Source organism: Paenibacillus cisolokensis (assembly GCF_050481165.1).
GTDB classification, from domain to species: Bacteria; Bacillota; Bacilli; order Paenibacillales; family Paenibacillaceae; genus Paenibacillus_AH; species Paenibacillus_AH cisolokensis.
Genome location: NZ_JBCNFP010000101.1, coordinates 26,689 through 50,283, shown reverse-complemented (window position 1 = coordinate 50,283; position 23,595 = coordinate 26,689). Strand labels below are relative to the sequence as shown.

Annotated in this window: 23 protein-coding genes and 1 other RNA gene; 4 read left to right on the top strand and 20 right to left on the bottom strand. The window is 56.9% G+C overall.

The features are described 5' to 3' along the window. Positions 1 to 34 precede the first annotated feature (34 nt). Entirely contained in the window at positions 35 to 1,114 is a 1,080-nt protein-coding gene (locus ABEV74_RS16805) for a coiled-coil domain-containing protein (protein WP_430147752.1), read from the top strand. Here ABEV74_RS16805 and ABEV74_RS16800 read toward each other — a convergent pair. After that, the gene (locus tag ABEV74_RS16800) at positions 1,098 to 2,387 is read right to left on the bottom strand and encodes an extracellular solute-binding protein (RefSeq protein ID WP_430147751.1); all 1,290 of its coding nucleotides are present in this window, start codon (positions 2,385 to 2,387) and stop codon (positions 1,098 to 1,100) included. The two genes, ABEV74_RS16805 and ABEV74_RS16800, sit on opposite strands and share 17 nt — an antisense overlap. Positions 2,388 to 2,538: 151 nt before the next feature. Next, the gene (locus ABEV74_RS16795) at positions 2,539 to 3,870 is read right to left on the bottom strand and encodes a PhoH family protein (RefSeq protein WP_430147748.1); all 1,332 of its coding nucleotides are present in this window, start codon (positions 3,868 to 3,870) and stop codon (positions 2,539 to 2,541) included. A 113-nt stretch (positions 3,871 to 3,983) separates the two neighbouring features. On the opposite strand from ABEV74_RS16795, the gene ABEV74_RS16790 reads away from it, so the two are divergent. After that, positions 3,984 to 4,520, top strand: a complete 537-nt coding sequence (locus ABEV74_RS16790) for a YhcN/YlaJ family sporulation lipoprotein (RefSeq protein WP_062492381.1) — start codon at positions 3,984 to 3,986, stop codon at positions 4,518 to 4,520. Between the two features lie 11 nt (positions 4,521 to 4,531). Here ABEV74_RS16790 and ABEV74_RS16785 read toward each other — a convergent pair whose 3' ends face one another. The 7 genes from ABEV74_RS16785 to ABEV74_RS16755 all read right to left on the bottom strand — a co-directional run bounded on the left by ABEV74_RS16785 (position 4,532) and on the right by ABEV74_RS16755 (position 10,230). Next, on the bottom strand, positions 4,532 to 4,984 hold the full coding sequence (locus tag ABEV74_RS16785) for a pyridoxamine 5'-phosphate oxidase family protein (protein ID WP_213527648.1): 453 nt from the start codon (positions 4,982 to 4,984) through the stop codon (positions 4,532 to 4,534). Positions 4,985 to 5,070: 86 nt separating this feature from the next. Beyond that, positions 5,071 to 6,117 (bottom strand): LCP family protein, encoded by a 1,047-nt coding sequence (locus ABEV74_RS16780; protein WP_430147744.1) that lies wholly within the window; start codon positions 6,115 to 6,117, stop codon positions 5,071 to 5,073. Positions 6,118 to 6,131: 14 nt separating this feature from the next. Next, positions 6,132 to 6,404, bottom strand: a complete 273-nt coding sequence (locus ABEV74_RS16775; protein WP_062492379.1) for a hypothetical protein — start codon at positions 6,402 to 6,404, stop codon at positions 6,132 to 6,134. Positions 6,405 to 6,529: 125 nt separating this feature from the next. Next, positions 6,530 to 6,841: a YlaH-like family protein gene (locus ABEV74_RS16770; protein ID WP_062492378.1), complete on the bottom strand. Its 312-nt coding sequence runs from the start codon at positions 6,839 to 6,841 to the stop codon at positions 6,530 to 6,532. A gap of 89 nt (positions 6,842 to 6,930) precedes the next feature. Further along, positions 6,931 to 8,790 (bottom strand): translational GTPase TypA, encoded by a 1,860-nt coding sequence (gene typA, locus ABEV74_RS16765; protein ID WP_062492377.1) that lies wholly within the window; start codon positions 8,788 to 8,790, stop codon positions 6,931 to 6,933. 45 nt (positions 8,791 to 8,835) lie between these two features. Next, positions 8,836 to 9,324: a hypothetical protein gene (locus tag ABEV74_RS16760; protein ID WP_062492376.1), complete on the bottom strand. Its 489-nt coding sequence runs from the start codon at positions 9,322 to 9,324 to the stop codon at positions 8,836 to 8,838. Between the two features lie 237 nt (positions 9,325 to 9,561). Further along, a complete protein-coding gene (locus ABEV74_RS16755; protein WP_062492375.1) occupies positions 9,562 to 10,230 on the bottom strand; it encodes a TerC family protein in 669 nt (222 codons plus the stop codon). A gap of 143 nt (positions 10,231 to 10,373) precedes the next feature. Between ABEV74_RS16755 and ABEV74_RS16750 the strand changes: the two genes are divergently transcribed. Beyond that, positions 10,374 to 11,075 carry a TerC family protein gene (locus ABEV74_RS16750; RefSeq protein WP_430147739.1) on the top strand — a complete coding sequence of 234 codons (702 nt, stop codon included), beginning with the start codon at positions 10,374 to 10,376 and terminating at the stop codon, positions 11,073 to 11,075. 21 nt (positions 11,076 to 11,096) lie between these two features. On the opposite strand, the gene thiI is transcribed toward ABEV74_RS16750, so the two are convergent. From thiI to ABEV74_RS16720, 6 genes are all read right to left on the bottom strand, one after another. After that, positions 11,097 to 12,314 (bottom strand): tRNA uracil 4-sulfurtransferase ThiI, encoded by a 1,218-nt coding sequence (thiI, locus tag ABEV74_RS16745; protein WP_430147736.1) that lies wholly within the window; start codon positions 12,312 to 12,314, stop codon positions 11,097 to 11,099. Continuing rightward, positions 12,311 to 13,477, bottom strand: a complete 1,167-nt coding sequence (locus tag ABEV74_RS16740; protein WP_430147733.1) for a cysteine desulfurase family protein — start codon at positions 13,475 to 13,477, stop codon at positions 12,311 to 12,313. The genes thiI and ABEV74_RS16740 overlap by 4 nt, the downstream gene beginning before the upstream one ends. A gap of 113 nt (positions 13,478 to 13,590) precedes the next feature. Then, on the bottom strand, positions 13,591 to 14,340 hold the full coding sequence (locus ABEV74_RS16735) for a lytic transglycosylase domain-containing protein (protein WP_430147731.1): 750 nt from the start codon (positions 14,338 to 14,340) through the stop codon (positions 13,591 to 13,593). Positions 14,341 to 14,499: 159 nt separating this feature from the next. Next, the gene (locus tag ABEV74_RS16730) at positions 14,500 to 14,868 is read right to left on the bottom strand and encodes a DUF4190 domain-containing protein (RefSeq protein ID WP_430147728.1); all 369 of its coding nucleotides are present in this window, start codon (positions 14,866 to 14,868) and stop codon (positions 14,500 to 14,502) included. Between the two features lie 5 nt (positions 14,869 to 14,873). Continuing rightward, entirely contained in the window at positions 14,874 to 15,074 is a 201-nt protein-coding gene (locus ABEV74_RS16725; RefSeq protein ID WP_062492370.1) for a DUF1540 domain-containing protein, read from the bottom strand. A gap of 55 nt (positions 15,075 to 15,129) precedes the next feature. Next, complete coding sequence (locus ABEV74_RS16720) at positions 15,130 to 15,630, bottom strand: YpuI family protein (RefSeq protein ID WP_062492369.1); 501 nt, start codon at positions 15,628 to 15,630, stop codon at positions 15,130 to 15,132. 189 nt (positions 15,631 to 15,819) lie between these two features. Between ABEV74_RS16720 and ABEV74_RS16715 the strand changes: the two genes are divergently transcribed. Beyond that, positions 15,820 to 17,736 carry a S8 family peptidase gene (locus tag ABEV74_RS16715; RefSeq protein ID WP_430147726.1) on the top strand — a complete coding sequence of 639 codons (1,917 nt, stop codon included), beginning with the start codon at positions 15,820 to 15,822 and terminating at the stop codon, positions 17,734 to 17,736. A gap of 543 nt (positions 17,737 to 18,279) precedes the next feature. Here the strand turns inward: ABEV74_RS16715 and rnpB are convergent. The 5 genes from rnpB to rpoD all read right to left on the bottom strand — a co-directional run bounded on the left by rnpB (position 18,280) and on the right by rpoD (position 23,591). Beyond that, positions 18,280 to 18,686, bottom strand: an RNA gene (gene rnpB / locus ABEV74_RS16710) — RNase P RNA component class A. A gap of 846 nt (positions 18,687 to 19,532) precedes the next feature. Beyond that, complete coding sequence (locus ABEV74_RS16705) at positions 19,533 to 20,654, bottom strand: Nif3-like dinuclear metal center hexameric protein (protein ID WP_430147723.1); 1,122 nt, start codon at positions 20,652 to 20,654, stop codon at positions 19,533 to 19,535. Next, on the bottom strand, positions 20,621 to 21,403 hold the full coding sequence (locus ABEV74_RS16700; RefSeq protein ID WP_062492366.1) for a tRNA (adenine(22)-N(1))-methyltransferase: 783 nt from the start codon (positions 21,401 to 21,403) through the stop codon (positions 20,621 to 20,623). Before ABEV74_RS16700 ends, ABEV74_RS16705 begins: the two co-directional genes overlap by 34 nt. Then, positions 21,403 to 22,227, bottom strand: coding sequence for a hypothetical protein (locus tag ABEV74_RS16695; protein ID WP_062492365.1), 825 nt, complete (start codon positions 22,225 to 22,227; stop codon positions 21,403 to 21,405). Before ABEV74_RS16695 ends, ABEV74_RS16700 begins: the two co-directional genes overlap by 1 nt. A 209-nt stretch (positions 22,228 to 22,436) precedes the next feature. Beyond that, complete coding sequence (rpoD, locus tag ABEV74_RS16690) at positions 22,437 to 23,591, bottom strand: RNA polymerase sigma factor RpoD (RefSeq protein WP_430147720.1); 1,155 nt, start codon at positions 23,589 to 23,591, stop codon at positions 22,437 to 22,439. Positions 23,592 to 23,595 lie beyond the last annotated feature (4 nt).

Sequence of the window (23,595 nt, the reverse complement as noted above, 5' to 3'; positions counted from 1 at the left end):
TAGCCGAACGGGTTGGACAAGAGGGGGAATACCGATGAACAAGAGAGCGCTGCGGGCAGCCTCCATTTTATCGATCGTGCTGACGCTGCTTTCGGCCAGGCTTTCGGTCGGCGCCGTTTCCCCCGACGAAGAAACGCGCCGCCTGCTGGAGAAAAGTCTCAGCATCGTCGAAATCGACAAAGAAATCGGGCGAATCCGCGAACAGCACGAAGCGCTGGCCGATACGGCGGAGCGGACCGCGGAGCGGCTTGCGGAACGCGAAGCCGCCGTCGAGCGGAAACGCGAGGAGGCCGGCCGCGTGCTCCGTTCCTATTATATGGGCGAAAAAGATATGCTGCTTGCCGCGCTGCTCCATTTCGACAGCTTGGCGGATCTTCTGGCCATGCTCGACTATGTGCAGTTGCTGTTCGCCCGAGACCAGCATACCTTGAATGACTATATGGCGCAATACCGGGAGTTGAAACAGAACTACGAGGAACAAAACCGCGAGCTGGAACTGCTCAAAGCGACCGAGGACGAACTGTTGAAACAGCGCAACCGCCTTGCGGCGCTGCAAGCCGAGCTCGACAGCGAGCTGGACGGCCGTACGGACGCCGAACGTCTGCGAATCTGGATGGACGAAATGAACCGGTACTGGGAAACGGCCGGACTTCGCGAAGTGCGCCAATATTTCCGCGCTTTGGCCGATGCGATGCAGCAGCTGCCGGACTGGGTGCAATCGAACGACGATTATTTGACGATCCAGGGACTGCAGTATACGCTCGTAATTCCGGAAGACGGGCTGAACGCATTTTTGCGTGAACAGAACGATCTGTTTATGAACTTTTCCTTCGGTTTTCAGGACGGACGGATTACCGCAGGCGGCAGCCGGGAAGGGATGGACGTGCAAATCGCGGGCCACTACACCGTCGAGGACGAACCGAAGAACGGACTGGTGTTCCATGTCGACGAGCTGCGCTTCAACGGTCTTTACTTGCCGGACACGACGCGGCGAGCGCTCGAAAAGGAATTCGACCTCGGCTTCTATCCTCACAAAATCATGTCATTCCTGAAAGCGACATCCGTCAGCATAAGCGACGGCGAGCTTAAGGTTACCCTTAATGTCGGTCTGTAACGGCCATTCGGCGCTCCCACTCTTCCAGGAAGCGCCTTCCTTCTTCCGCTCCCGCACGAACGGCAGCCGCCCACGTCTCGGACCACGCCGTCATCCGGCTTGTCCATTCCGGATCGGCGGGGTACGCCTCCGGGCGGTCGAACGCGGCAAGCCATGCCGCCCCGTCCGCCACAGACGAATACGCGGACAATGTACCGCTGTACAGCGACTTGCGAGCAGGCAGCTTGCCGAACTCCCGGTAATCTTCCCATTGCCTGTTCGCTGACGTAAACTCCGCAATCCATCGGCTCGCCTCATCAGGCGCCTCCGTCGCGGCCGAGATGACGAAGCTTCTGCCCCCGGTCCAGACGGCATGACGGTCGATTTCACTTCGCACGACCAGTTTGCGGTCGGCCGCACCGAGACCGGCATATTCCGATTGCGGCAGAAGCGCCGACAGCAGCCGGCCGGAACGGAACAGCTGCTTCACCTTTTCCGCGCCGCCGTCCGCGCCGATCATGAGCGGCGCCGCGGCCGTTCCAAGCAACCGGAGCATGCCGGCTTCCTTATCTGTCGGCACGTGGCGCCGGACTGCCGATCCGCCGCTTGCCTCCAGCGAATCGAGCCATACCGCCAGTCCGAGGCCGTCCTCGGCGGCAAGGCGGACAAGCCTGACGTCAGGCTCCCGGTCCGCCGCGGCGGCGGCGAGCCGCAACGCCTCCTCGATCGAGCCCGGCGGCTTTTCGCTGCCCGCGGAGCGAAGCAGCTCGCCGTTCCAGACGGCGAGCAACGGGTCCGCATCCTTCGGTACGCCCCAGTAATAGCCGTTCCATTGCAGCGGCTCCAGCATGCCCTTCAATTGATCGGACAGCGTCTCTCCCGTATAGGCCGAATCGGCCGGCAGCAAATAGCCGCGAACGGCAAACTCCCGCACCCATGCGTTGTCCAGCAGCATAATGTCGGGACTGTCGCCGATCTGCGCCTCCTGTTTCCAGGTCCGGTATGCGTCGGCGGAGTCGATATTCGTCTCGAAAATAGACAATTCGGGGTAGCGCGCTTCCATTTCCCGATTAAACGCTTTCAACCTCGCGAATTCCTGCTCGCTCATCGCTACGGCGATATGCAGCCGGCGCCGCTCGGCCGGCGGGGCAGCGCCGTCCGCCGGCTGTTCGCGGTTCGTTCGCAGCAGCGGCCCCGACACCGGCGAGCCCGGCCCGGATACGAGCGGCATAACGATAAGCAGCAGCAAAAAACCCGATCCTGCCAGCAGCATCATATAGGTTTTACGGGACACTGCGCCCATTCCTCTCCTACTATTTTCCTATATCGCTATCATAGCAGTAAAGTCCCGTTTTGTCTTCCGCAAAAGCAAAAGAGCTGCTCCGAAAAGAGCGTCCATCGACGCGGAGACGGCCCGGGAGCGGCAAGCGGTCCGCACGGAACCGTTACAGCAAATCAGCGGCAAGCTGGGCCAGCTTGGAGCGTTCTCCTTTCTCAAGCGTGATGTGGCCGCTCGTTCCTTCGCTCTTGAACCGTTCCACCAGATGCGTCAGCCCGTTGCTGACCGAATCGAGATACGGATGATCGATTTGCTCGGGATCGCCCATCATCACGACTTTGCTGCCTTCACCCGCTCGCGATACGATCGTCTTCACCTCATGGCGGGTCAAATTTTGCGCTTCGTCGATAATAATGAACTGGCCGGGAATCGATCTGCCTCTTATATAAGTGAGCGCCTCGACCTGAATGCTGCCGAGTCCCATCAAAATTTTGTCGATTTCCCCGGCTTTTTTGACGTCGAACAAATATTCCAGATTGTCGTAGATCGGCTGCATCCACGGCCGCAGCTTCTCTTCCTTCTCGCCCGGCAAATACCCGATATCTTTGCCCATCGGCACGACGGGTCTGGCGATGAGCAGCTTTTTGTATTTGTGCTCGTCCTCGACTTTCATCAGCCCGGCCGCAAGCGCAAGCAGCGTTTTGCCTGTGCCCGCTTTTCCGGTAAGGGTGACGAGCGGAATATCGTCGTTCAGCAGCAGTTCCAGCGCCATCCGTTGCTGCGCGTTGCGGGCGGTAATGCCCCAGACCGGATCGTTGCTCAAATAGAGCGGCTCCAGCCGCGTTCCGTCCGGGCTTACTTTCAGCAAAGCCGATTTCGAAGAGCCCATCTCATCCCGCAAAATGACGAATTCGTTCGGATAAAACGGTGCCGCGGCCGGCAAGCTTTTGACCGGGAGAAAACGGTAAGAATAAAATTCGTCGATGATCGCCGGGTGCACGTGCAGCGTCGTATAGCCGGTGTACCGGTCCGACGGCTCCGTCGGGCGGTCCGATAAATAGTCCTGCGCCATAAGGCCAAGCACATCCGCCTTGATGCGGACGAGCACATCTTTGCTCACGAGAATGACGGGCGACGGCTTCTCCGTTTTCGCCTCCTCCAGATGATAATTCAGCGCAACCGCCAATATGCGGTTGTCGTTCGTCATTTCCCCGAACATCTCCTGAACGCGGAAAAAGCTGCGGTGGTTCAGCTCCACCTTCAGCACGCCGCCGTTCGGCAGCCGGATGCCGTCGGGCAGCCGGCCATGCTCGCGCATCGTATCAAGCAGCCGGGATACCGATCGCGCGTTGCGTCCCAGCTCGTCGGCCATCCTTTTCTTGGAATCGATTTCTTCCAGCACGATTGCGGGAATGATGATCTCGTTGTCTTCGAAAGCGAAAATCGCTTGCGGATCGTGAAGGAGCACATTGGTGTCCAGAACGAATATTTTTTTCATTTTTCGTCCCTCCTGGCGTTGATCGGTTGATGGCCATACATAGCCGCATCCGGAAGCGGACAAACTACGGAAGAATCAAGCAACGAGATTTTAGGAAAGGCAAGGTGGCGAACATGTACTGCAAATGGTTGGCAGCGGCGTTGTTACTATGTGTAGCGGCGACAGGATGCGGCACCGTCGCGCGCAATGAAACATCACCCTCTCCGCAAAGTCATGCAGGCGTGCGCACGCAGCAGGTTGCTCCCCGCGAAGCGGAAGTCATAACCCCCGGGCAGCTGACGGCACATCTCGAAAGGCTGGCACAAGGCGTTCGGGGCGTGAAAGGAGCCCATTGCGTCGTATTGGGCAACACGGCCGTCGTAGGCATCGACGTCGACAGCAAGGTAGACCGTTCGCACGTCGGCACGATCAAATATTCCGTTGCGGAAGCGTTCCGCAAAGATCCGTACGGCATCAATGCAATCGTCACGGCGGATATGGATCTGAACGAGCGGCTCAGGGAACTGAGCGAGGATATCCGGGCAGGCCGTCCGATCGCCGGTTTTGCCGAGGAACTGGCCGATATCGTCGGACGCATCGTGCCGCAAATTCCCCGTCATATAACACCGAGCGACACCGAACCGGACCCTTCAAAAATGCCGAAAGCCTAGTGAAATCATCACTAGGCTTTTCTTATCGCTTCAAATACTTGTCCGTCCAGCTTGTCGGCGGCGCGCTTGTCATAGGTTTTCTCAAATTCCGGAACCGCGGCCAAACGGGAACCGTGGAACATCGCATTGCGAACCGTGTCGATTTCCGCCTCGTAGCATACGAGACGAAACGGCACGCCGTCCAGATCGTCCGACAAGACGCGAACTTTGCCGTATACGGCCTGCGCGGTGCACGGACCGAATACAGTGAGGCAAATATCCGGTCTGGACGCCATATTGCGAACGAGCCGGGAACGGCCGTCAACGGCAAAACGGATCCGCTTCGCGTCGGGAGCGAACACCCACGAAATGACGCTGGACGTCGGATATCCGCTGTCCGCATCGACGGTATGCAACAGCACGAACGGCTGGGACTGAAGCTGCAAAACCATTTCGTCCGATAGCGCGGTAACCGGTTCGGTCATCCGGGACGACCTCCTTCGCAGACGATAAAGTTCATAAGCAGGTTCGTAATGCCATTGTACCACAGCGGTCACGGACGTACCACCGGTCATTCCGCCATACGGGCGGCAAGAGCGGCTCTGGCCTCCTCCAGTCTGGCTGCGTTCAAATAGACGTAAGGACTTTTCCAATCGCCTTGAAGCGGAATATATTCGATATTATCTTTATCTATGCCAAAATAAGTCGTGAACAGCTGCGTAATTTCGCTGGAAGGCATGTCCGTTTTCATGTTGTCGCCCACGGCGCTTATAACGGAGCCGAGCTTCGCCGCTCCCCCGAACGATTTCAGCTTGTCCGCGATCGCCGCAAGCACTTCGCCCTGCCGCTTGTTTCGCGAGAAATCGTCGGACATGTTTTTGCCGTCGTTCGATTTGCGGTACCGGATGAAATCGAGCGCCTGCTGTCCGTTCAGCTTTTGCAGGCCTTTGCTTAAATTGATGTTCGTTCCGTCCGCGCGATCGACATAGCGCATATCCATATCGACGTCGACCGTTACGCCGCCAAGCGCATCGACGACGTCAATAAAGCCTTTGAAATTGATAGTCGCTGCATAGTCGATCGGAATGCCGAACATCTTCCCGAACATTTTGCGCAGCTCTTCCTTGGCCGCCAACTCCGCCTGTTCTCCGCTCAATCCGTCTTTTTTCACGCTGCGCAGAAATCCGGCATAGAATTGGTTCGCCTTCTGCTGCTTATATCCGTCGAGTTGAATGAGACTGTCGCGCGGAACCGATACGACCGTCGCCGATTTCGTCGCCGGATTGAGCGCGGCAACCATAATCACATCCGTATTCAACGTGCCGGTTTTGGCACGGGAATCGACTCCCAAAAGGAGGAACGCTTTCGGCTTGTCTTTCACCGATTCGCCCGGAGGCACCTCGCGGTCGACGCCGACGGTTCGAATGGCGTAATAGGTTTCCCATACCAAATAGCCGACATATCCCCCGACTGCCAGCAGCAAAACAAGAACGGCAGCTATTACTTTTTTGAGAGGCGATCCGGACTTCGGCTTCTTATCCCGTCCCCGTTTCGTCCGTGCGCTTCGTCCGTGCGCCTCGGATCTGGGGCCGAGTCCGGCGCCGAATTGCGTCTCCATCGCAACATCCCCTGTCAGTTGTATTTTGGATTGGCGTTAATGTCGTGCAGCAGCTGCTCGGCCGACTCGCGATCCATCCGCTTCATGATCGTCTCGCCGTCCTTCTCGAGCCGCACGTCGATGACCGTTTCGTCCTGCCGCACGATCGCCATACCGGTAATGCCGTGATCTTCGGCCAGAATTTGGGCGAAAAAGTCGAGCGTCTTGAAAGCGGCCCCGTCGTCCGGACGGGCATCGCAAACAATCCGCATTTGCAGCCAATTAAACAGCGCGTCTTCGAGCCGCATGCTTTCTCCTCCTTCCGCATCCGCCGACCGGCCGTCGGCACGATTCGGCAAGACCGGTCGTCATATCAGACGAACGTCCCATTCGGAAAGTTTCAATCCGTCTGGAACGTTCGCTAGCAGGACGTTTACGATTTGGTCGATTCCGTTTTCATTTTCTCCGTATCTTCCCCGCGCCTGTTCTTCCATTTGTCGTACAGCTGCCTCATCCGGAGCAGCAGCATCATCGCAACCGCAACCGCCATGCATTGGATGATCGGCAGTTTGTCAATTTGCAGGATGAGCAGCACGAACGAACCGAGCGCCATCATCAAATAGACGATCACTTCTTTCAGCAGCGGAAGGCGCTGAGCGCGGAACACTTTGTTGAAAATGTAGATCGTGCAGCCCAGAATGAGCAAATAAGAGACAAGCGGATGGGCGCTTAACCACTCTTGCATTCGTTGACCCTCCTAAAACTTTGCCTTCGGCAAAGTCGCTTCGCCGGCCTGTGCCAAACTTTGCTTTCGAGTAAAGCCGCTTCGCAAACTCAGGCTTTGCCGATTGCGCCGGCCTGCGCCATTTTGCGCTGCTTCTCGGCGCGTTCCCGCTCGGATTTGTTGAGCAGCTTTTTGCGCAGACGAATCGACTTGGGCGTTATTTCGCAATATTCGTCGTCGTTCAAATACTCGAGCGCCTGCTCGAGCGAGAAGATGACGGGCGTCTTCAGGCGCACCGTTTCCTCCTTCGTCGCCGAGCGGATGTTCGTCAGCTGCTTTTCTTTGCATATATTGACGACGATGTCGTTGTCGCGGTTATGCTCGCCGACGATCATCCCTTCATAAATTTCCGTTCCCGGCTCGACGAACAGGACGCCTCTGTCCTCCACCGACAGCATGCCGTAATATGTCGACGTTCCGCTTTCGCTGGCGACGAGAACGCCCTGATGCCGTCCTCCGACGTCGGCCCCGGCGATCGGCCCGTAGCTGTCGAACGCATGATTCATAATGCCGTAACCGCGCGTAAGCGTCAGAAAATGCGTGCGGTACCCGATCAGCCCTCGTGCCGGAATAATAAATTCGAGCCGCACCTGTCCCGTCCCGTTGTTGATCATATTGACCATCTCGGCTTTCCGCGTGCCGAGGCTTTCCATCACCGGACCCATGCTTTCTTCCGGAATGTCGATAATAAGCCGCTCGTACGGCTCCATCTTCACCCCGTCGATTTCTTTCACGATCACTTCGGGCTTGGATACTTGAAGCTCGTAGCCTTCCCGGCGCATATTCTCGATCAGTATCCCGAGATGGAGCTCTCCCCTTCCCGATACGATAAAGACGTCCGGGCTGTCCGTCTCTTCGACCCGCAGCGCCACATCGGTCTCCAGCTCCTTCATCAGCCGCTCGCGCAGCTTGCGTGACGTCACCCATTTCCCTTCGCGGCCGGCGAACGGGCTGTTGTTCACAAGGAAGCTCATCTGCAGCGTCGGCTCGTCGATTTTCAGAACGGGAAGCGCTTCGGGATGTGCAGGGTCGGCGATCGTCTCGCCGATGTTGATCTCGCGGATTCCGGCGATCGCCACGATGTCCCCGGCGCCCGCCTCCTTCAGCTCTACCCGCTTCAAGCCCTGGAATCCGAACAGCTTCTCGATTCTCGCCTGCTTCATTCCGCCTTCCCGGGTCATGACCGCAACGGACTGGCCTTGCCGGATCATCCCCCGATTGACGCGGCCGATCGCGATGCGTCCCAAATATTCGTTATAATCGAGCAGCGTCACCAAAAACTGAAGGGGCTCGTCTACTTTTTCCTCCGGGGCGGGGATATGGCTAATAATCGTTTCGTACAGAGACTGCATGTCGCTTTCCTGTTTGGCCGGATCGGGGTCAGTACTGGACGTTCCCATCAGGGCGGATGCATAGACGACAGGGAAATCGAGCTGGTCGTCGTTCGCGCCGAGCTCGATGAACAGATCGAGCACCTCGTCGACCACTTCCGCCGGGCGGGCGTTGGGCCGGTCGATCTTGTTGACGACGACGATCGGGGTCAGGTCGGATTCCAATGCTTTGCGCAGCACGAACTTGGTCTGGGGCATGCAGCCTTCGAAAGCGTCGACCACAAGCAGAACGCCGTCGACCATCTTCATGATGCGCTCCACTTCGCCGCCGAAATCGGCGTGTCCGGGCGTATCGACAATGTTGATCAAATAATCTTTATACGTAATTGCCGTATTTTTGGCCAAAATCGTAATCCCGCGTTCCCGTTCCAAATCGTTGGAATCCATCGCTCTTTCCTGGATCGTTTCATTGGCGCGAAACATGCCGGATTGCTGCAGCAGCTTGTCGACCAGCGTCGTTTTGCCGTGATCGACATGGGCGATGATCGCGATATTGCGCAATTTGTTTCGTTCGATCATAAAACTAGTTCTCACTCCGTATCCTCTATTATTTTTTCTCTACCTTTACCAGCGCGAGCGCGCTTTGCGGCCGTACATCATCCAGGCACCGACCGCGATCAGAGCGATCGCAATCAAATAGACTCCCCATTTCCAAAGCAGGATCAACGCGAACGCAGCGGCCGAAACGGCGGCCAACGCTACGGAAGCCGTAAAGGCAAACCGCGGCCGCGAAGACTCGAACAAATAAAATTCATAAAGCCCTACGGCCAAGCCCAAAATGAAAAAAGGCCATACGTATTTCATATTGTCCCAGCCCGAAACCGTGCAGAACAAGAACAGCAGCGCATATACGCACAGCATGCCGCCCGGAATCAAGACGACCGCCGGCAGCAGCCGGCCGAAAAACAGCACATGCAGCAGTATGCCCGGCACCAAAATGAATAACGGCCAAAACACAGAACCGATAAAGCTGAATACTCCCAACTTGCCAAGCAAAATGACGATGCCAGCCAGCAAAATAAAAATACCGGCGGAGTATTTGTTCTTCACCATCAGCTTCCCCCCGCTTGAATGCACTGCTCCCGATTCGGCTTTGACAACGGCTACCGCGTTGGAAGAATGAGGCGTTCGTTCGCAAAGCCGGCAAGAGCCGTTCTGAACTTGATCATTCTTATAGTTTAATGGAACTGCGTGCAAAAAACCAGTGTATAGCTTCCCAAAACGCGAAAAAGCCGCTTCCCTTCGGAGCAAGCGGCTTTCGCGCATTTCATCGTCTCAATTGCTTTCCGTTTAGCGGGATGCAAAACGAATGCGCAGCATCGCGACGACGATCACAAGCGGGATGCTGAGCAGCGGAATCGCTTCGGAGGCGGTCGCCGAACCGTGCAGCAGCAAGCGGTTGAGTCCCTCGTCGCGAACGAGCATTTCTCCGGCGGCATATCCGAGCAGTCCGGCCCCGGCATATACGAGAAACGGCACTTTCTCGAGCAATGTGGTAAGCATATGGCTGCCCCAAATGATTACCGGTATGGTCAGCACGATTCCGAGAACAATAAGAACAGGTTCGCCTTGGGCAATGGCTGCGATGGCCAACACATTGTCCAGACTCATAATCAAATCCGCGGCGACGATCGTTCGCACCGCCGCCCTGAGCGAGCCGGCGCGCCGAATATCGGTGCCGGTCCGTTTGTTGTTTTCGGCATCGGTCAGCAGCTTTACCGCAATCGCGAACAACAGCACCGCTCCGACAGCCTGGAGGAAAGGGACGGCGAGCAAGGCAAGCGCGACGGCGGTCATGGCGCAGCGAAGCGCGATCGCGGCAGCCGTTCCCCACCAGATCGCCTGTTTCCGTTGGTGAGGCGGAAGTCTGGAGCTTGCCATCGCGATCACAATCGCGTTGTCGCCGCTGAGCAAAATATTGATCAGCAAAATTTCGGCAAACAGCAACACTTGGTCCATCTTGTCCTTCTCCCCCTTTGTCCTCACGGTATGTTGAAAAAAATAAAATATGTCACGAAAAATTTTTGAATCCTTAAATCCGTATTTTGCGTAACTAGAAGTTGGTTCGAATTTTATGCGCACAGGAAGGAGGGACAAGCAAAATGGAATGGTTTTCTCTCGAATTTTATACTGCCCTGCTGACTATCGTTCTCATCGACCTCTTCCTGGCCGGAGATAACGCGATCGTCATCGGAATGGCAGCGCGAAACCTGCCAAAAAACCAGCAGAAGAAAGCCGTTATTTACGGTACGGCAGGGGCAATCGGCATTCGGATCATCGCAACCGTGCTGGTCGTTCAGCTGCTGAACATCCCATGGCTCCATCTTGCGGGCGGTCTGCTGCTCATCTGGATCGCTTACAAGCTTGTCTTGCAAGATGACGGCCACGGTGACATCAAAGCCGGAAATACGTTGTGGCAATCGGTTCAAACGATTATTATCGCCGATGCCGCAATGGGGATTGACAACGTCATCGCGGTAGCGGGAGCGGCTCACGGGGACATGGCGCTCGTCATTATCGGATTGCTGATCAGCATACCGGTTATCGTCTGGGGAAGCACGCTGTTTATTAAGCTGATCGACCGGTTTCCGTGGATCATCTACATCGGTTCGGGCATTCTCGCTTATACGGCGGCCAAGATGATCACTCACGAGCCTGTTCTGGAGTCGTTCTTCGAACCCGTTCTGATCGGCTGGTCATTCAAAATCGCCATTATCGCTCTGGTCATTCTGGCCGGAATGGCGACCAACAATATGCGCAGAAACAAAGCCGCTATGCAAAAAGAAAGCAGGGAATCCCATTAAGGGCCCCTGCTTTTTTTTCGGTCAAAACCAGCTTTCCTCGAGATCGCCGACCTTGCCGCCGCTTCCGTACTCCACGACGATCGTCTCCGTCCCGTCGACAGCGGCTGCAATCATGCCGTCCAGCTCCGGCATCGACGACTCGATGCGCTCGACGACATTCAGATTCGGATTCGTGCTCGGCGATTTCGGCTGGAACAGTGTGCAGCAATCTTCATAAGGCAATATCGACGTTTCATACGTTCCGATCCGCTCCGCCATCCGGATAATTTCCAGCTTGTCCATCATGACGAGCGGTCTGAGCAGCGGCAGGCTCGTGGTCCGGCCGATGACATTCATGCTGCCGAGCGTTTGGCTGGCCACCTGGCCGAGACTGTCTCCGGTAACGATAGCCCCGGCTTTTCGGCGGTCGGCGATCCGCTCGGCAATGCGCAGCATAGCCCGCCGCATCAGCGTAATGAGCAAATGCTCCTTGTTGAAACGGACGAGCGCAGTCTGAATATCGGTGAACGGGACGAGATGGAGTTTCAGCGATCCTCCGCCGTAGTACGCCAGCCGCCGCGCCAGTTCGACGACTTTGTCTTTGGCCTGCTCGCTCGTAAAAGGGTAGCTGTGAAAATGGACCGCTTCCAGCTCCAACCCTTTGCGCATCGCCATCCAACCGGCTACCGGGCTGTCGATGCCGCCGGAGAGCAGCAAAATCGCCTTCCCGTTCGTTCCGTACGGAAAACCTCCCGCTCCCGGCACGGCCTCGCAATAGAGATAAGTCCCTTCCGGTTGGATATCGACATGAAGCTCGACATCGGGCCGGTGCACGTCCACTTTCAAATTCGGCGTCGCGCGCAGCACATGTGCGCCCACCAGATGATTCATCTCGTGGGACGTATGCGGAAATTGCTTCCATGCGCGCTTCACCGTTACTTTGAATGTCCGGGGAACATCGGGATAGGAGCGCATAATCGCAAGCGCCGCGTCCCGGATCGATTCCAGCTCCGAATCGGCCCGCTTGGCGGGACTGAAGGAGCTCAATCCGAATACATCCTTGAGCCGGTCCCGGATCGGCTCGTACGCTTCCCCGTTCAATTCGACATAGATGCGGCCGTAAGTCGCCGTCGCTTTCGCGCGCGGAAACGGCTTGAGCGCCTCCACGACCTGTTCGAGCAGCCGCTTCTCAAACCGTCCGCGATTGCGCCCTTTAACCGTAATTTCGCCAAGCCGAAGAATGATTCTGTCGTAGATCATGCCTGGCCGCCTCCCTTCCGCTCCAGCGGCTTCAATGTATCCACCGTCATCCGGATAATAGCCGCCAGCTTGTCGATGTCTTGTTCGGTGTGCTCGTCCCCGAAGCTGATCCGCACGCCGCTGGCTGCCCGGTCATGCGGCAGCCCCATGGCGAGCAATGCCCGGCTTGGCCGGTCGTCCTTCGAGGAGCAGGCCGATTTGGTCGAGACGACCACCCCGTTTTGCTCAAGCATATGGACGATAACTTCCGGCTTCATCCCCGGATAAGAGAAATGGACAATATGAGGGGCCATCTCCCCGGAAGACGCATCGCCGTTCACAACCAGCTCCGGAATCGCCTGCAGCTGCCGGACAAGCCGTTCGCGAAGCCGCGTCATCCGCTCGAGACGCAGCGGCTGCGATTCGATCGCCAGACGAAGCGCCTTGGCGGCCGCAACGATGGCGGGCACGTTCTGGGTTCCCGCTCTTAAGCCGCGTTCATGCTGGCCGCCGGAAAGCAGCGGATCGAGGCGGACGTCTTCCCGCACATACAGCAGCCCGACCCCTTTCGGTCCTTGCAGCTTATGAGCCGATATACTGAACAGATCGATCCCCCACTCTTTCAAGCTGACGGGCAGCTTGCCGACGCTTTGGACGCCGTCGACATGAAACAGCGTTTTCGGTCTGGAACGAAGCCAGCGGCCGATTTCGGCGATCGGTTGAACGGCGCCTACTTCATTATTTACATGCATGACGCTGACGAGTATCGTATCGTCCGTGCACGCTTCCCGGATCCGCTCCGGCGACACATGACCGCCCGGTCCGGCCGGAACATACGTGACGCGGAAGCCTTCCCGCTCCAGCTGGCGAAACGCCTCGTACACCGAAGCATGCTCGATCCCCGTCGTCACCAGATGATTGCCCCTGCTCCGGTATTGCCGGGCGGCTCCTTTGATCGCCAGATTGTTGCTTTCCGTTCCTCCCGACGTGAAAATCCATTCCTCCGCCTTAACGCCGAACAAAGCGGCGGCCTGCTCCCTTGCCCGCTCGATCAGCTTGTTCGCTTCGGCGCCGGGCTTGTGGAGCGAAGATGGGTTGGCGTAATGACGTTCCATCACTTCCGCGAGCGTCCGAATCACTTCTTTATGCGGCGGAGTGGATGCGCAATGGTCGAAATAAAGCATCTCACAAATCCTTCCCGAATCGTATTGAAAAAAAAGCAACGTTGAAGCGGCAGTTCATCTGCGGCTTCAACGTTTATCATGCCCTACAATTATGTCGCATTCATTACCGTTCATTATACCGCATGCGGCCCGGCCATGCCGCTTCCGGCCGAATACCGGGCTTTCGCTTCCGTTACTTTGCCGATATAGCGCCGGGTTTCGCCGGGGAGCAAATGCATTTGGGCAATCAATTGCTCGTTCGTGCGAATACCGAGCCGATCTATCCGGCCGGGGCCCGCATTGTAGGCCGCCAGCGCCACCAGCTCGTCGCCGTCATATTTGCGCAGCAAAAACGACAAGTAGCGGGTGCCGCCGTCAATATTTTGCGCGGGATCAAAAGAATCGGCAACGCCGAGACCGCGGGCCGTATCGTCCATCAATTGCATCAAGCCTTTGGCTCCAGCGGACGACACCGCGTCCGGACGGAAATTCGATTCCGTGGCGATGACTGCGCGGACAAGCGCGGGATCGACTCCGTAACGCGCGGCCGCTCCTTCGATCAAGTGATCGAATGGCGCGGATTCGGCATTCGTCGCCTCCGCCGACATCGCTTCATATCCCGCAGATACGGGCCATACCGCTGCTGCCGCAGGCGCCCAATCGAGAGCGGATGTCCGGTACGACGGGGAATTCGGCTCAGCATACGAGAAGCCGCCGTACGAATCGGACAGCAGTTGCATCAGCAATGTTTCAAACAATGAAGCCGTACCGGTCGCGCCGTAAGAATCGGTCGTCGTATGGCTGCCGTTCAGCAAACTCGTCGAAGGCGACAGTTGCAGCTGAAGCATCGCTTGCGCGACACGGGGGTCCGTATTCAGATACATGCCCGTTCTTCCTTCCTCTATGTAAAAAAATCGATGAATTTCGCCGCTACGAATCATTTTACATGTTTTCGCGCGGATCTGCCAGTCCCAAAAGCGAAAGCCGCTTTGCGGCAGCCCGGCACGAGAAACCGCCGGAACGAGGGCTCCGGCGGCAAACTTTTACGTGAACGCGTAATAAAGAGGGATAAGCACCAAAAATGTGCAAGCGGCAATCAAACCGAGCGTCATCGACCAGATGCCCAGCGCCCGGCTTCCTTGCCGATATGCGACAAATCCGAGCACGGCGGCGGTAAGACCGAGCAGAATCGGCCAAACGAACCAAGAGGCGACCGCAAAAGCGAGGGCGATCCAACCCAGGCTCACGCCGTACGATTGAACGTCGTCGCGTTCTTTTCGGTTCTCGTCCCTATCCTTCGAAGGCGAAGCGGCCAGTTCGGCAGAAAACTCCGCATCGCGTTCGTCTTTTTCGTGAAAGCCGGACTCCCGCTTCCATTCGTACATTTTGCGCTTGCGATGTTTTTCGCCCATTTCCGTCACCTCTTCGGCCTAAAGGTGTGGCAACAGGTTGCGGACGATTCCTCGGCTATTTCCTGATGCAATTCTTTGGCGAATTCACTGTCGTAATTTTCGGAAGCATGTTTGTCCAGATCGATGAGGATCGAGTCGGCATTGCATTTGTTTCCTTCGCCCCAGAAGGTACAGTTGGCGACGGTGCACAGGACGCCTTTCGGCATAGAAAATCACCTCCGTTACACAAGATGCCCTCGACGGAGGTGAACTATGTCTGCCTTATTTTTGCCCCTGCATTCTGCGCTGGGTCATATAGTCATTTTCGTAATACGCGAGATCTTCCCGCAATTCCTCGAAAATTTTGGACAAATAAAGCACGATTTCACGGGCCGGACGGGACGGCACGTAGCGGAAACGGATCGCTTCCTGACCGGTGTACGCATAGCGTCCGTCTTCGGAATAGCTTTCATTTTTCGGATAGAAGTATGCATTCACGCATTGGTGATACACATCATACAACGTCCGCTCCGCGGAATCGCTATCGAATTGGGGACGGCGAAGAACGATGCCGAGCTTCTCGTAAGTGACTTCCGAAAAAACGAGAAGATGTCTCAGATCGGATAATAACCCTTTATAATAAAGCTGCTCTTCTTCTCCCTGGTTTTCGTTTACAAGCTGAGGCAAAGCGTAATGATTCAGGAATGTTTCCAGTGCCGTGATGGCTTCCTTCAGTTTGTCACGAGTCGATTCGCTGAGCGGCTTCACGTTGATCGATGACATTGTCGGTAGATCCCCTTTCTTCGTCAAGAGCGCAACAAAAACTTCAATACTTTTTCATGATTTACATGGTACCACAAATTGCATGGAAGTGGTACTGCCTTCCGTCGTTTATTCCGTATATTTTCAACCTGCGCATCCCATTCTAACCTTACCCGAACCGAGTTTGATGAATCATTGGAGGATATCACGATGCAAAAGAAATGGCTTGTCGGTATGGCCGTGCTGGCGGTCGCCCTGTTCCTGCTGCCGTTCGCGCCGTGGTTTAAAGGGAACGATCAGTCTGAGGAGCGAACCGTACCCGGGAACGAAACGGCCAAATCATACAATCGCACGATGTCGGCGAAGCAAGAAAAAGAACGGAAAATGGCAATTTTGCGCAGCGATATGGAAGCGACGGCCTTGCTGTGTACGACCGAATGCGCGAAAGATTTTCGCAAGCTGCTAGCGCAAGGCGGCGACGGCAAAGGCAAAGAAAAGCATATCCGGCGGCTTATGGCCGATCATCCGCACATGGTTTACATCCGCTGGATGACGGGCGATCGTTCGGTCGCGCGCGGTTCTGTTCCGGAGCCGGTAAAAGATTCGGCCGAAACGCATTTAAATAAAGCCGAAACGAGCGTCAAATCGGGAAAAAAATATGTATCTCCCACAATCAAGGACGGCAGTGTCCGGTACGTCGTCATGGGCATACCCGACGAACGTTACCAGGGGCAGGGAATTGTCGGACTGGTCAAGCAAAATGTCGTCGAAGCGGTAGAGCGGCACCAACGCCGCAACCTCCGTCTCGTTCCGTATCCCGCCAACGGGAAATACCGGGTCAAGACGGTGAAACCGAACTCGACGCAACAAAAAAGCGTGCGATCGGGCGAAGATAACGGCAATGCCAGCCACTATCGGGTCGATGAAGTGGTCGTCCGTTTCGAACGCGATCCTTCCCCGCAGCAAATGGAGCTTATAAAGAAGGAAATATCCGCCGTATCGGTGCGCAAGCTGGGCTATACCTATTTGTTCCGGTCCCGTTCGATGGATGCCGAGCGAATGATCGCGTATTTCCGCGATCGCTGGCATCCCCGGTACGTCGAACCGCATTACTTGTACTTGACGAACGAAGCGGTCGGCATGGACCCGGCCATTCCCAGCGACGAAGTTCCGATCGTTCCGAATGACGCGCTGTACTCCCAATATCAGTGGAATTTGCCGACGATCGAAACGGAGAAAGGCTGGAATTTGTCCAAAGGAAGCGACGACGTGATCGTTGCGGTGCTCGATACCGGCGTTCAGCGCGACCATCCCGATCTGCAGGGGAGGCTTGTCGAGGGCATCAATATTTTGGACGAGTCGGCTTACCCCGAGGACGACGTCGGACACGGCACCCATGTCGCCGGCATTATCGCCGCGGCGGTCAACAACGGCGAAGGCGTCGCGGGCATGTCCTGGTACAACAAAATTATGCCTGTCAAAGTGCTGGACGAAAACGGCGCAGGATCGACCTATTCGGTCGCCGAAGGCATTATCTGGGCCACCGACCACGGGGCCAAAGTAATCAATATGAGTCTCGGCAATTATGCGCAGGCGGACTTCCTTCACGACGCCGTGCGGTACGCCTACGACCGCGATGTCGTCATCGTGGCGGCCAGCGGCAACGACAATACCGATCGGCCCGGCTATCCGGCCGCCTATCCGGAAGTTTTCGCTGTCGCGGCCACTGACTACAACGGCAATCGCGCGTCGTTCTCGAACTACGGGGATTATATCGACGTCGCCGCTCCGGGAGCCAGCATCGCCAGCACCTATCCGGGCGGCCAATATGCCGCCTTGTCGGGAACGTCGATGGCAAGTCCCCATGTGTCCGCGCTGGCCGCGCTCATCCGTTCGGCCAACCCCGAACTGAACAATGAAGAAGTGATGGAGATTATGCGCACATCGGCGATCGATATGGGGGATTCGGGCAAAGACATCTACTTCGGCTACGGTCAAATCGACGTCAGACGCGCACTGGAAGCTGCCGGACAATCGACCGTATCGCTCCAGCGCTTCCCGCTTCGTCTGGCCGATCGCCTCCAGCGCATCGTCGACAAATACGCCGGCACGCCAAGCCGGCCCTAAAGCGGTCGCATACCGAGGCCGCCCTTACAGCGGCGGTATGCCGAGACGGGGCCAGCCCTATAACGACGGCATGTCGAGACGGCCCTATAACGACGGCATGTCGAGTCCGGGCCTAAAGCGGCCGCATGCCGAGTCGGGGCCAGGTCGGCCCTACAGCGTTGGCATGTCGAGTCGGTCTTACAGCGGCGGCATGCCGAGACGGACCTTACAGCGCCGTCGCTTGCCAAGTCAGCCCTATAACGACGGCATGTCGAGACGGCCCTGCAACGTTGGCATGTCGAGTCCGGGCCTAAAGCGGCCGCATGCCGAGTCGGGGCCAGGTCGGCCCTACAGCGTTGGCATGTCGAGTCGGTCTTACAGCGCCGTCGCTTGCCAAGTTGTCTCTACAACGTCAACATGTCGAGCTTGACCTAAGCGCTGCCGCATGCCGGCGCTGTTCGGGTCGAAGCCGCCCGGCCGGCGAGCCTGTTTTTGAGCGCAAACAACAAAGCATCCTGTCCTTGTCCATGGAAGACAAGAGCAGGATGCTTTGTTGCCGTTCGTTCGGAAAGTTTGCCATAAGCCGGGTTCTGTACTTCCGGTGGTGCGAACGGGAACGACCCTCCCACCATTGAAGCGACAATCATCTATCTAGGCCGTCCATTGCTGAACGGCTCAAGCGACCAACCCGGACATACCCCGGGCCAGGGTTGCAGCGGCAAAGCCGCCGCGATGTCCTCTTAGGTCTTGCTCCGGATGGGGTTTACCAGGAACATTGTCACCAATGCTCCTCGTGGTCTCTTACACCACGGTTCCACCCTTGCCTGTGCCGGCATGCCGGCCATCGGCGGTCCGTTTCTGTGGCACTATCCTTCAGCTCGCGCTGACTGGACGTTATCCAGCATCCTGCCCTGTGGAGCCCGGACTTTCCTCTCGCGGCCAAAGCCGCCAGCGATTGTCTGTCAAACTTTCCGTGCATTCTCCAGTATACAAGGAACAGCGGCAAAGCTCAACCCTGAATGAATGCCAGCGTTGCCAGTTGCATACGACAAATCCAGCGCGTTTTTGATAATAGTGATCTTTACTGACCATGTCGGCCTGGCCATTTCGGCGCAAGCAGGACCACTAAACGCTATAAAAGACGGCATGTGCTCACTGCGCTTGGAAATGCGGTAAATCGCTTAGACGATAAGCACATATTCGGATCTTGCCGGCCGCCGCTTCGAATATCCCCTTTACAACGAAATCGCGCAGCTATTTACGGGCATGCTTACGGCTAATCGATGGGATCTGCTGCCGTTTGCCCCCGCACCTGCTGCCGTTCTCATTCATTTCAAATCAACCAATCCTGCAAAAGTACAGTTTTTTCCCGCTATTGACAGCCCGAACGGTCAAATTCCTGCGATAATACAGTATTTTGGGCCTCCAAACTGCATGTAAGATGGAAATAGCCAAAAAATCCTGTACTTCTGCAGTAACTTGAGCCCAAGACGTCCGTCAAGGAAAAAAATCCTGCACTTTTGCAGTATTCCTCCGAACTCACCTGTCCAGGTGTAATCTGCAAATCATTTCGAAGGGCAAATCTGCCATTACGCAACTGTAAAGCTCGCGCGCGAGGGCCGGGGCCGCGCTACATTGCGCAAAGCGTCACCCCCCGGCGGCCGCGCTACATTGCGCAAAGCGTCACCCCCCGGCGGCCGCGCTACATTGCGCAAAGCGTCGCGCCCCCCGGCGGCCGCGCTACATTGCGCACCTGCAGGGCTCTATTCCGCGCGCGGGCCCCCATAGCCGGAAGCGACTTCGCGCTCCGGCTAAGCTCACACGAAGCGGAACGGCTCCGTATCGACGGCCGAGGCGACGACCTCGGTCGAACTTTTGCGTTCCGCCAGCCCGCGGGCGAGCCAATCGGCCACTTTCGCCTTCATAATTTTCTCGGCGTAATGGCCCGGATCGATCAAGGCGATGCCGGCGGCAAGCGCGTCGTGCGCGGTATGGTAGTCGATGTCTCCGGTAACGAGCACATCGGCGCCGTAGAACTGCGCTTGACGGAAATATTTGGCGCCCGATCCGCCCAGCACCGCCGCCTTGCTGACGCTGCGCTGCAAATCGCCGACAACCCGGACGAACGGCACATCGAACGCCTTCTTGACTTTGTCGGCCAGCTCGCCGAGCGTAGTCGGGGCGGACAGCTTCCCGACGCGGCCCAGACCGAACGAGCGCCCTTTCAATTCCAGCGGGTACAGGTCGTACGCGACCTCTTCGTACGGATGCGCCTTCAGCATCGCCTGGATGACGGCACGGTGAACGCTGTATGGAACGATCGTCTCGATCCGCACTTCCTCGACTTGTTCCAGCTTCCCGGTCGAGCCGATGAACGGATCGGCCCCTTCGAGCGGACGGAACGTGCCGGTTCCTTCAAGATTGAAGCTGCAGTGCGAATAATTGCCGATGCCGCCCGCTCCGGCCTGCCATACCGCTTCCAATACGCGGTCGCGGTAGTCCTTCGGCACAAAAACGACAAGCTTGTACAACTTGTCCGTATGCACCTCGTCCAACGGCAGTCGCCCTTCCGTGTCGATGCCGATCAAATCGGCCATCCAGTCGTTCATGCCGTCTTCGGCGACATCCAGGTTCGTATGAGAGATGTATACGGCAATATCGTTCTTGATCAGTTTCTCGTACAGCCGTCCGGCCGGGGTCGATGTGTCCAGCTTGGCGATCGGCCTGTAAATGATGGCGTGATGGGCAACAATGAGGTTCGCGCCCACGGAAATCGCTTCATCCACGACTTCCTCGGTCACGTCGAGCGCGACGAGCACTTTGCGTATTTCTTTCTGCAGCGTGCCGAGCTGAAGGCCGATTTTGTCCCCTTCCACGGCGTAATGCTTGGGAGCGAGCCGTTCCATCAGCTGCACGACCGTTTGTCCATGGGCAAGCATGCCAGCACCTCCTTGATTTCATCCATATCCCGGCGCAACCCCGCTTCCTTCTCCTTCGCTTCCGGCGTTTCCGAAAGCGACAGCTGCCGGCAAATATACTCCATCTTCTCCAGCTCATGCGCCCATTTGGCGCCAAGCAGCGGCTCCCCGCGCCGCAGCAGCAGCGGCCCCATGCGAAGCAGCAGGCGTCTCCCTCTCTCCTGTCCGATCCCGGACGGCAAGAAGGACGTATCGTACAGCTTCCCGTTCAGCGCATCGGCGTCGGACGACCGGACGGCCCGCAGCACTTCGTACCATCTTCCGTCCTCCTCGACGATCTCCTCGGCCGTCAGCAGCCAGCCTTCGTCAAGCAGCCAACTGCGCACCAGCTCTTCGCCGACGTTCGGCTGGAGCACCAGCTCGCGGACGCCGTCGAGCTTGCCGGCTGCGGCACCGCGCGACAGAATGGCGGCCATCAGGCTGCCGCCCATGCCGGCAATAGTCACCGTATCGGCTTCCCCCGCCTGCAGCACATCCAGTCCGTCCCCTTGGCGCACATCGATCTTCGCTTCCAGACCGGCTTCCTTCACCTGCTTTTTCGCCGCCGCAAGCGGCCCGGCGTTCAGTTCCCCGGCTATAGCCGAAGGCGAACGTCCCGTCTGCACCAGATAAGTCGGCAGAAGCGCGTGATCGGAGCCGATATCCGCAACCCGGGCGCCGGGCGCGACAAGATCGGCGATCGTCTGCAGCCGTTTCGATAGCTTCAACATTAAGCAACCCACGCAATCCATTTTTTTCGCATCCCGTACAACAACGCTCCTCCTGCCGCAATTTTTACGAGCAATTGCAGCTCAAGCCATTCCATATCGCGCAAATAAACGGCCGCATACAGCTCCGGCATAAACCAGAGCAGCGCGCATACGGCGAACAGAACGGAGGAAGCGCGCTTCGACCAGCGCTGCACGAACCAGCTTGACCAGCCGAAAGCGCAGGACAGCGGCAGCCAGAAGAGCTGCACTTCATACCAGGCCGGCAAGTCCGTATAACGGGACAGTACCCATCCGTATGCCAAAACAGCCGCAACCCATCCGCACAAATGGAGCAGCGGAATATCGGCCCCGAGACCGTAGACGATCCATAAAGCCGCACAGCCGGCTATGAAGGCCGCTTTCCAGCCCCATTCCGAAAGTCCGTGCATCTCCAACAGCAGCAAGCCGGCTCCGAGCAGCAGCAGCATAGCGGTGCCGATAACCGCAAGACCGGCGGATTCGTTCGTCGTGCGCCGCTTATGTCCGATCCTCAGCAAAACGGTTACGGCAAGCGCCACCAAGCCTATTTGCAATAGAGGATGAAAAGCGCTAAAATAAAACACAACAAAACAAATCAAGAAAAATAATCCAGTTCCTAGCAGCCATTGCCTGCCCGTCGCCCGTTGGAGCGCAAAAGCCGCCTTGCCCAAAGAATGCGACGGCGGGCGTTCGTCCGGCTCGCCATACAGATTTAGCAGAAAATCGCAATATTGGTCCGGCAGCAGCTTGCCGCGGCGCCATTGCTCGATCTCTTGCACGATTATTTTTCGACGTTCCTCGTTCATATCGCCGTTCCTTTCGCTTCTGCGCGATATCGCCGCTGTTCCAAGGGACAACCGGCTTCGCCGTCCTCGGCGGAAAGCGCCGTTATCGCCTGGAATACATAGAACGCATCAAGCGCATCGAGCGCTTCGAATGCATCGAACGTGTTGAAACAGCAGCAAGTTTCTAAAAATAAGACCTTGCTGCATAAGCAGAAAGGTCTGCGAATTCATTATTCGAGAAAATCTTTCAGCCGTTTGCTGCGGCTCGGATGGCGAAGCTTGCGAAGCGCCTTCGCCTCGATTTGCCGGATCCGTTCGCGGGTTACGCCGAACACTTTGCCCACTTCCTCCAGCGTGCGGGTACGACCGTCGTCCAGTCCGAAGCGGAGACGCAGCACGTTCTCCTCTCTTTCCGTCAACGTATCGAGCACATCCTCAAGCTGCTCCTTCAGCAGCTCGTACGCCGCGGCATCGGCCGGCGCGAGCGCTTCCTGATCCTCGATGAAATCGCCCAGATGGGAGTCGTCTTCCTCGCCGATCGGCGTTTCGAGCGACACCGGCTCCTGTGCGATTTTCATAATTTCCCGCACTTTTTCGGTGCTGAGATCCATCTCCGCCGCAATTTCCTCCGGCGTAGGTTCGCGTCCCAATTCCTGCAGCAGTTGTCGGGATACCCGAATCAGCTTGTTGATCGTCTCCACCATATGAACGGGGATACGGATCGTCCGGGCCTGATCGGCTATCGCCCGCGTAATCGCCTGACGAATCCACCAGGTCGCATACGTGCTGAACTTGTAGCCTTTCGTATGATCGAACTTTTCAACGGCCTTGATCAGTCCCATGTTGCCTTCCTGAATCAAATCAAGGAACAGCATGCCGCGCCCAACATAACGTTTGGCGATGCTTACGACGAGCCGCAGATTCGCTTCGGCAAGACGCCGCCGCGCTTCTTCGTCGCCGTTCTCGATCCGCTTGGCCAGCTCGATTTCATCGTCGGCCGACAACAGCGGCACCCGTCCGATTTCCTTCAAATACATGCGAACGGGATCGTTGATTTTAATGCCCGGCGGAAGCGCCAAGTCGTCGTCAAAATTGAATTCGTCATGCTCGTGATCGTGGTCGTGGTCATGATCGCGATCCCGATCTTCCCCCCCCATTGTCATCGGAAGATCGTCATCGCTATCGTTCGTGACTTCAATGCCGAAATCGTCCAGCTGTTCGAAAAACTCGTCGATTTGTTCCGGGTCCTGGTCAAACGGAGACAGCTTCTCCATAATTTCTTTATACGAAAGGGAAGCTCTCTTCTTGCCCTGTTCGATCAGCTGTTCTTTCACCAGATCCAGCTTTTGTTCTGTTTCTAGTTCAGTATGTTGATCATTCGCCATATTT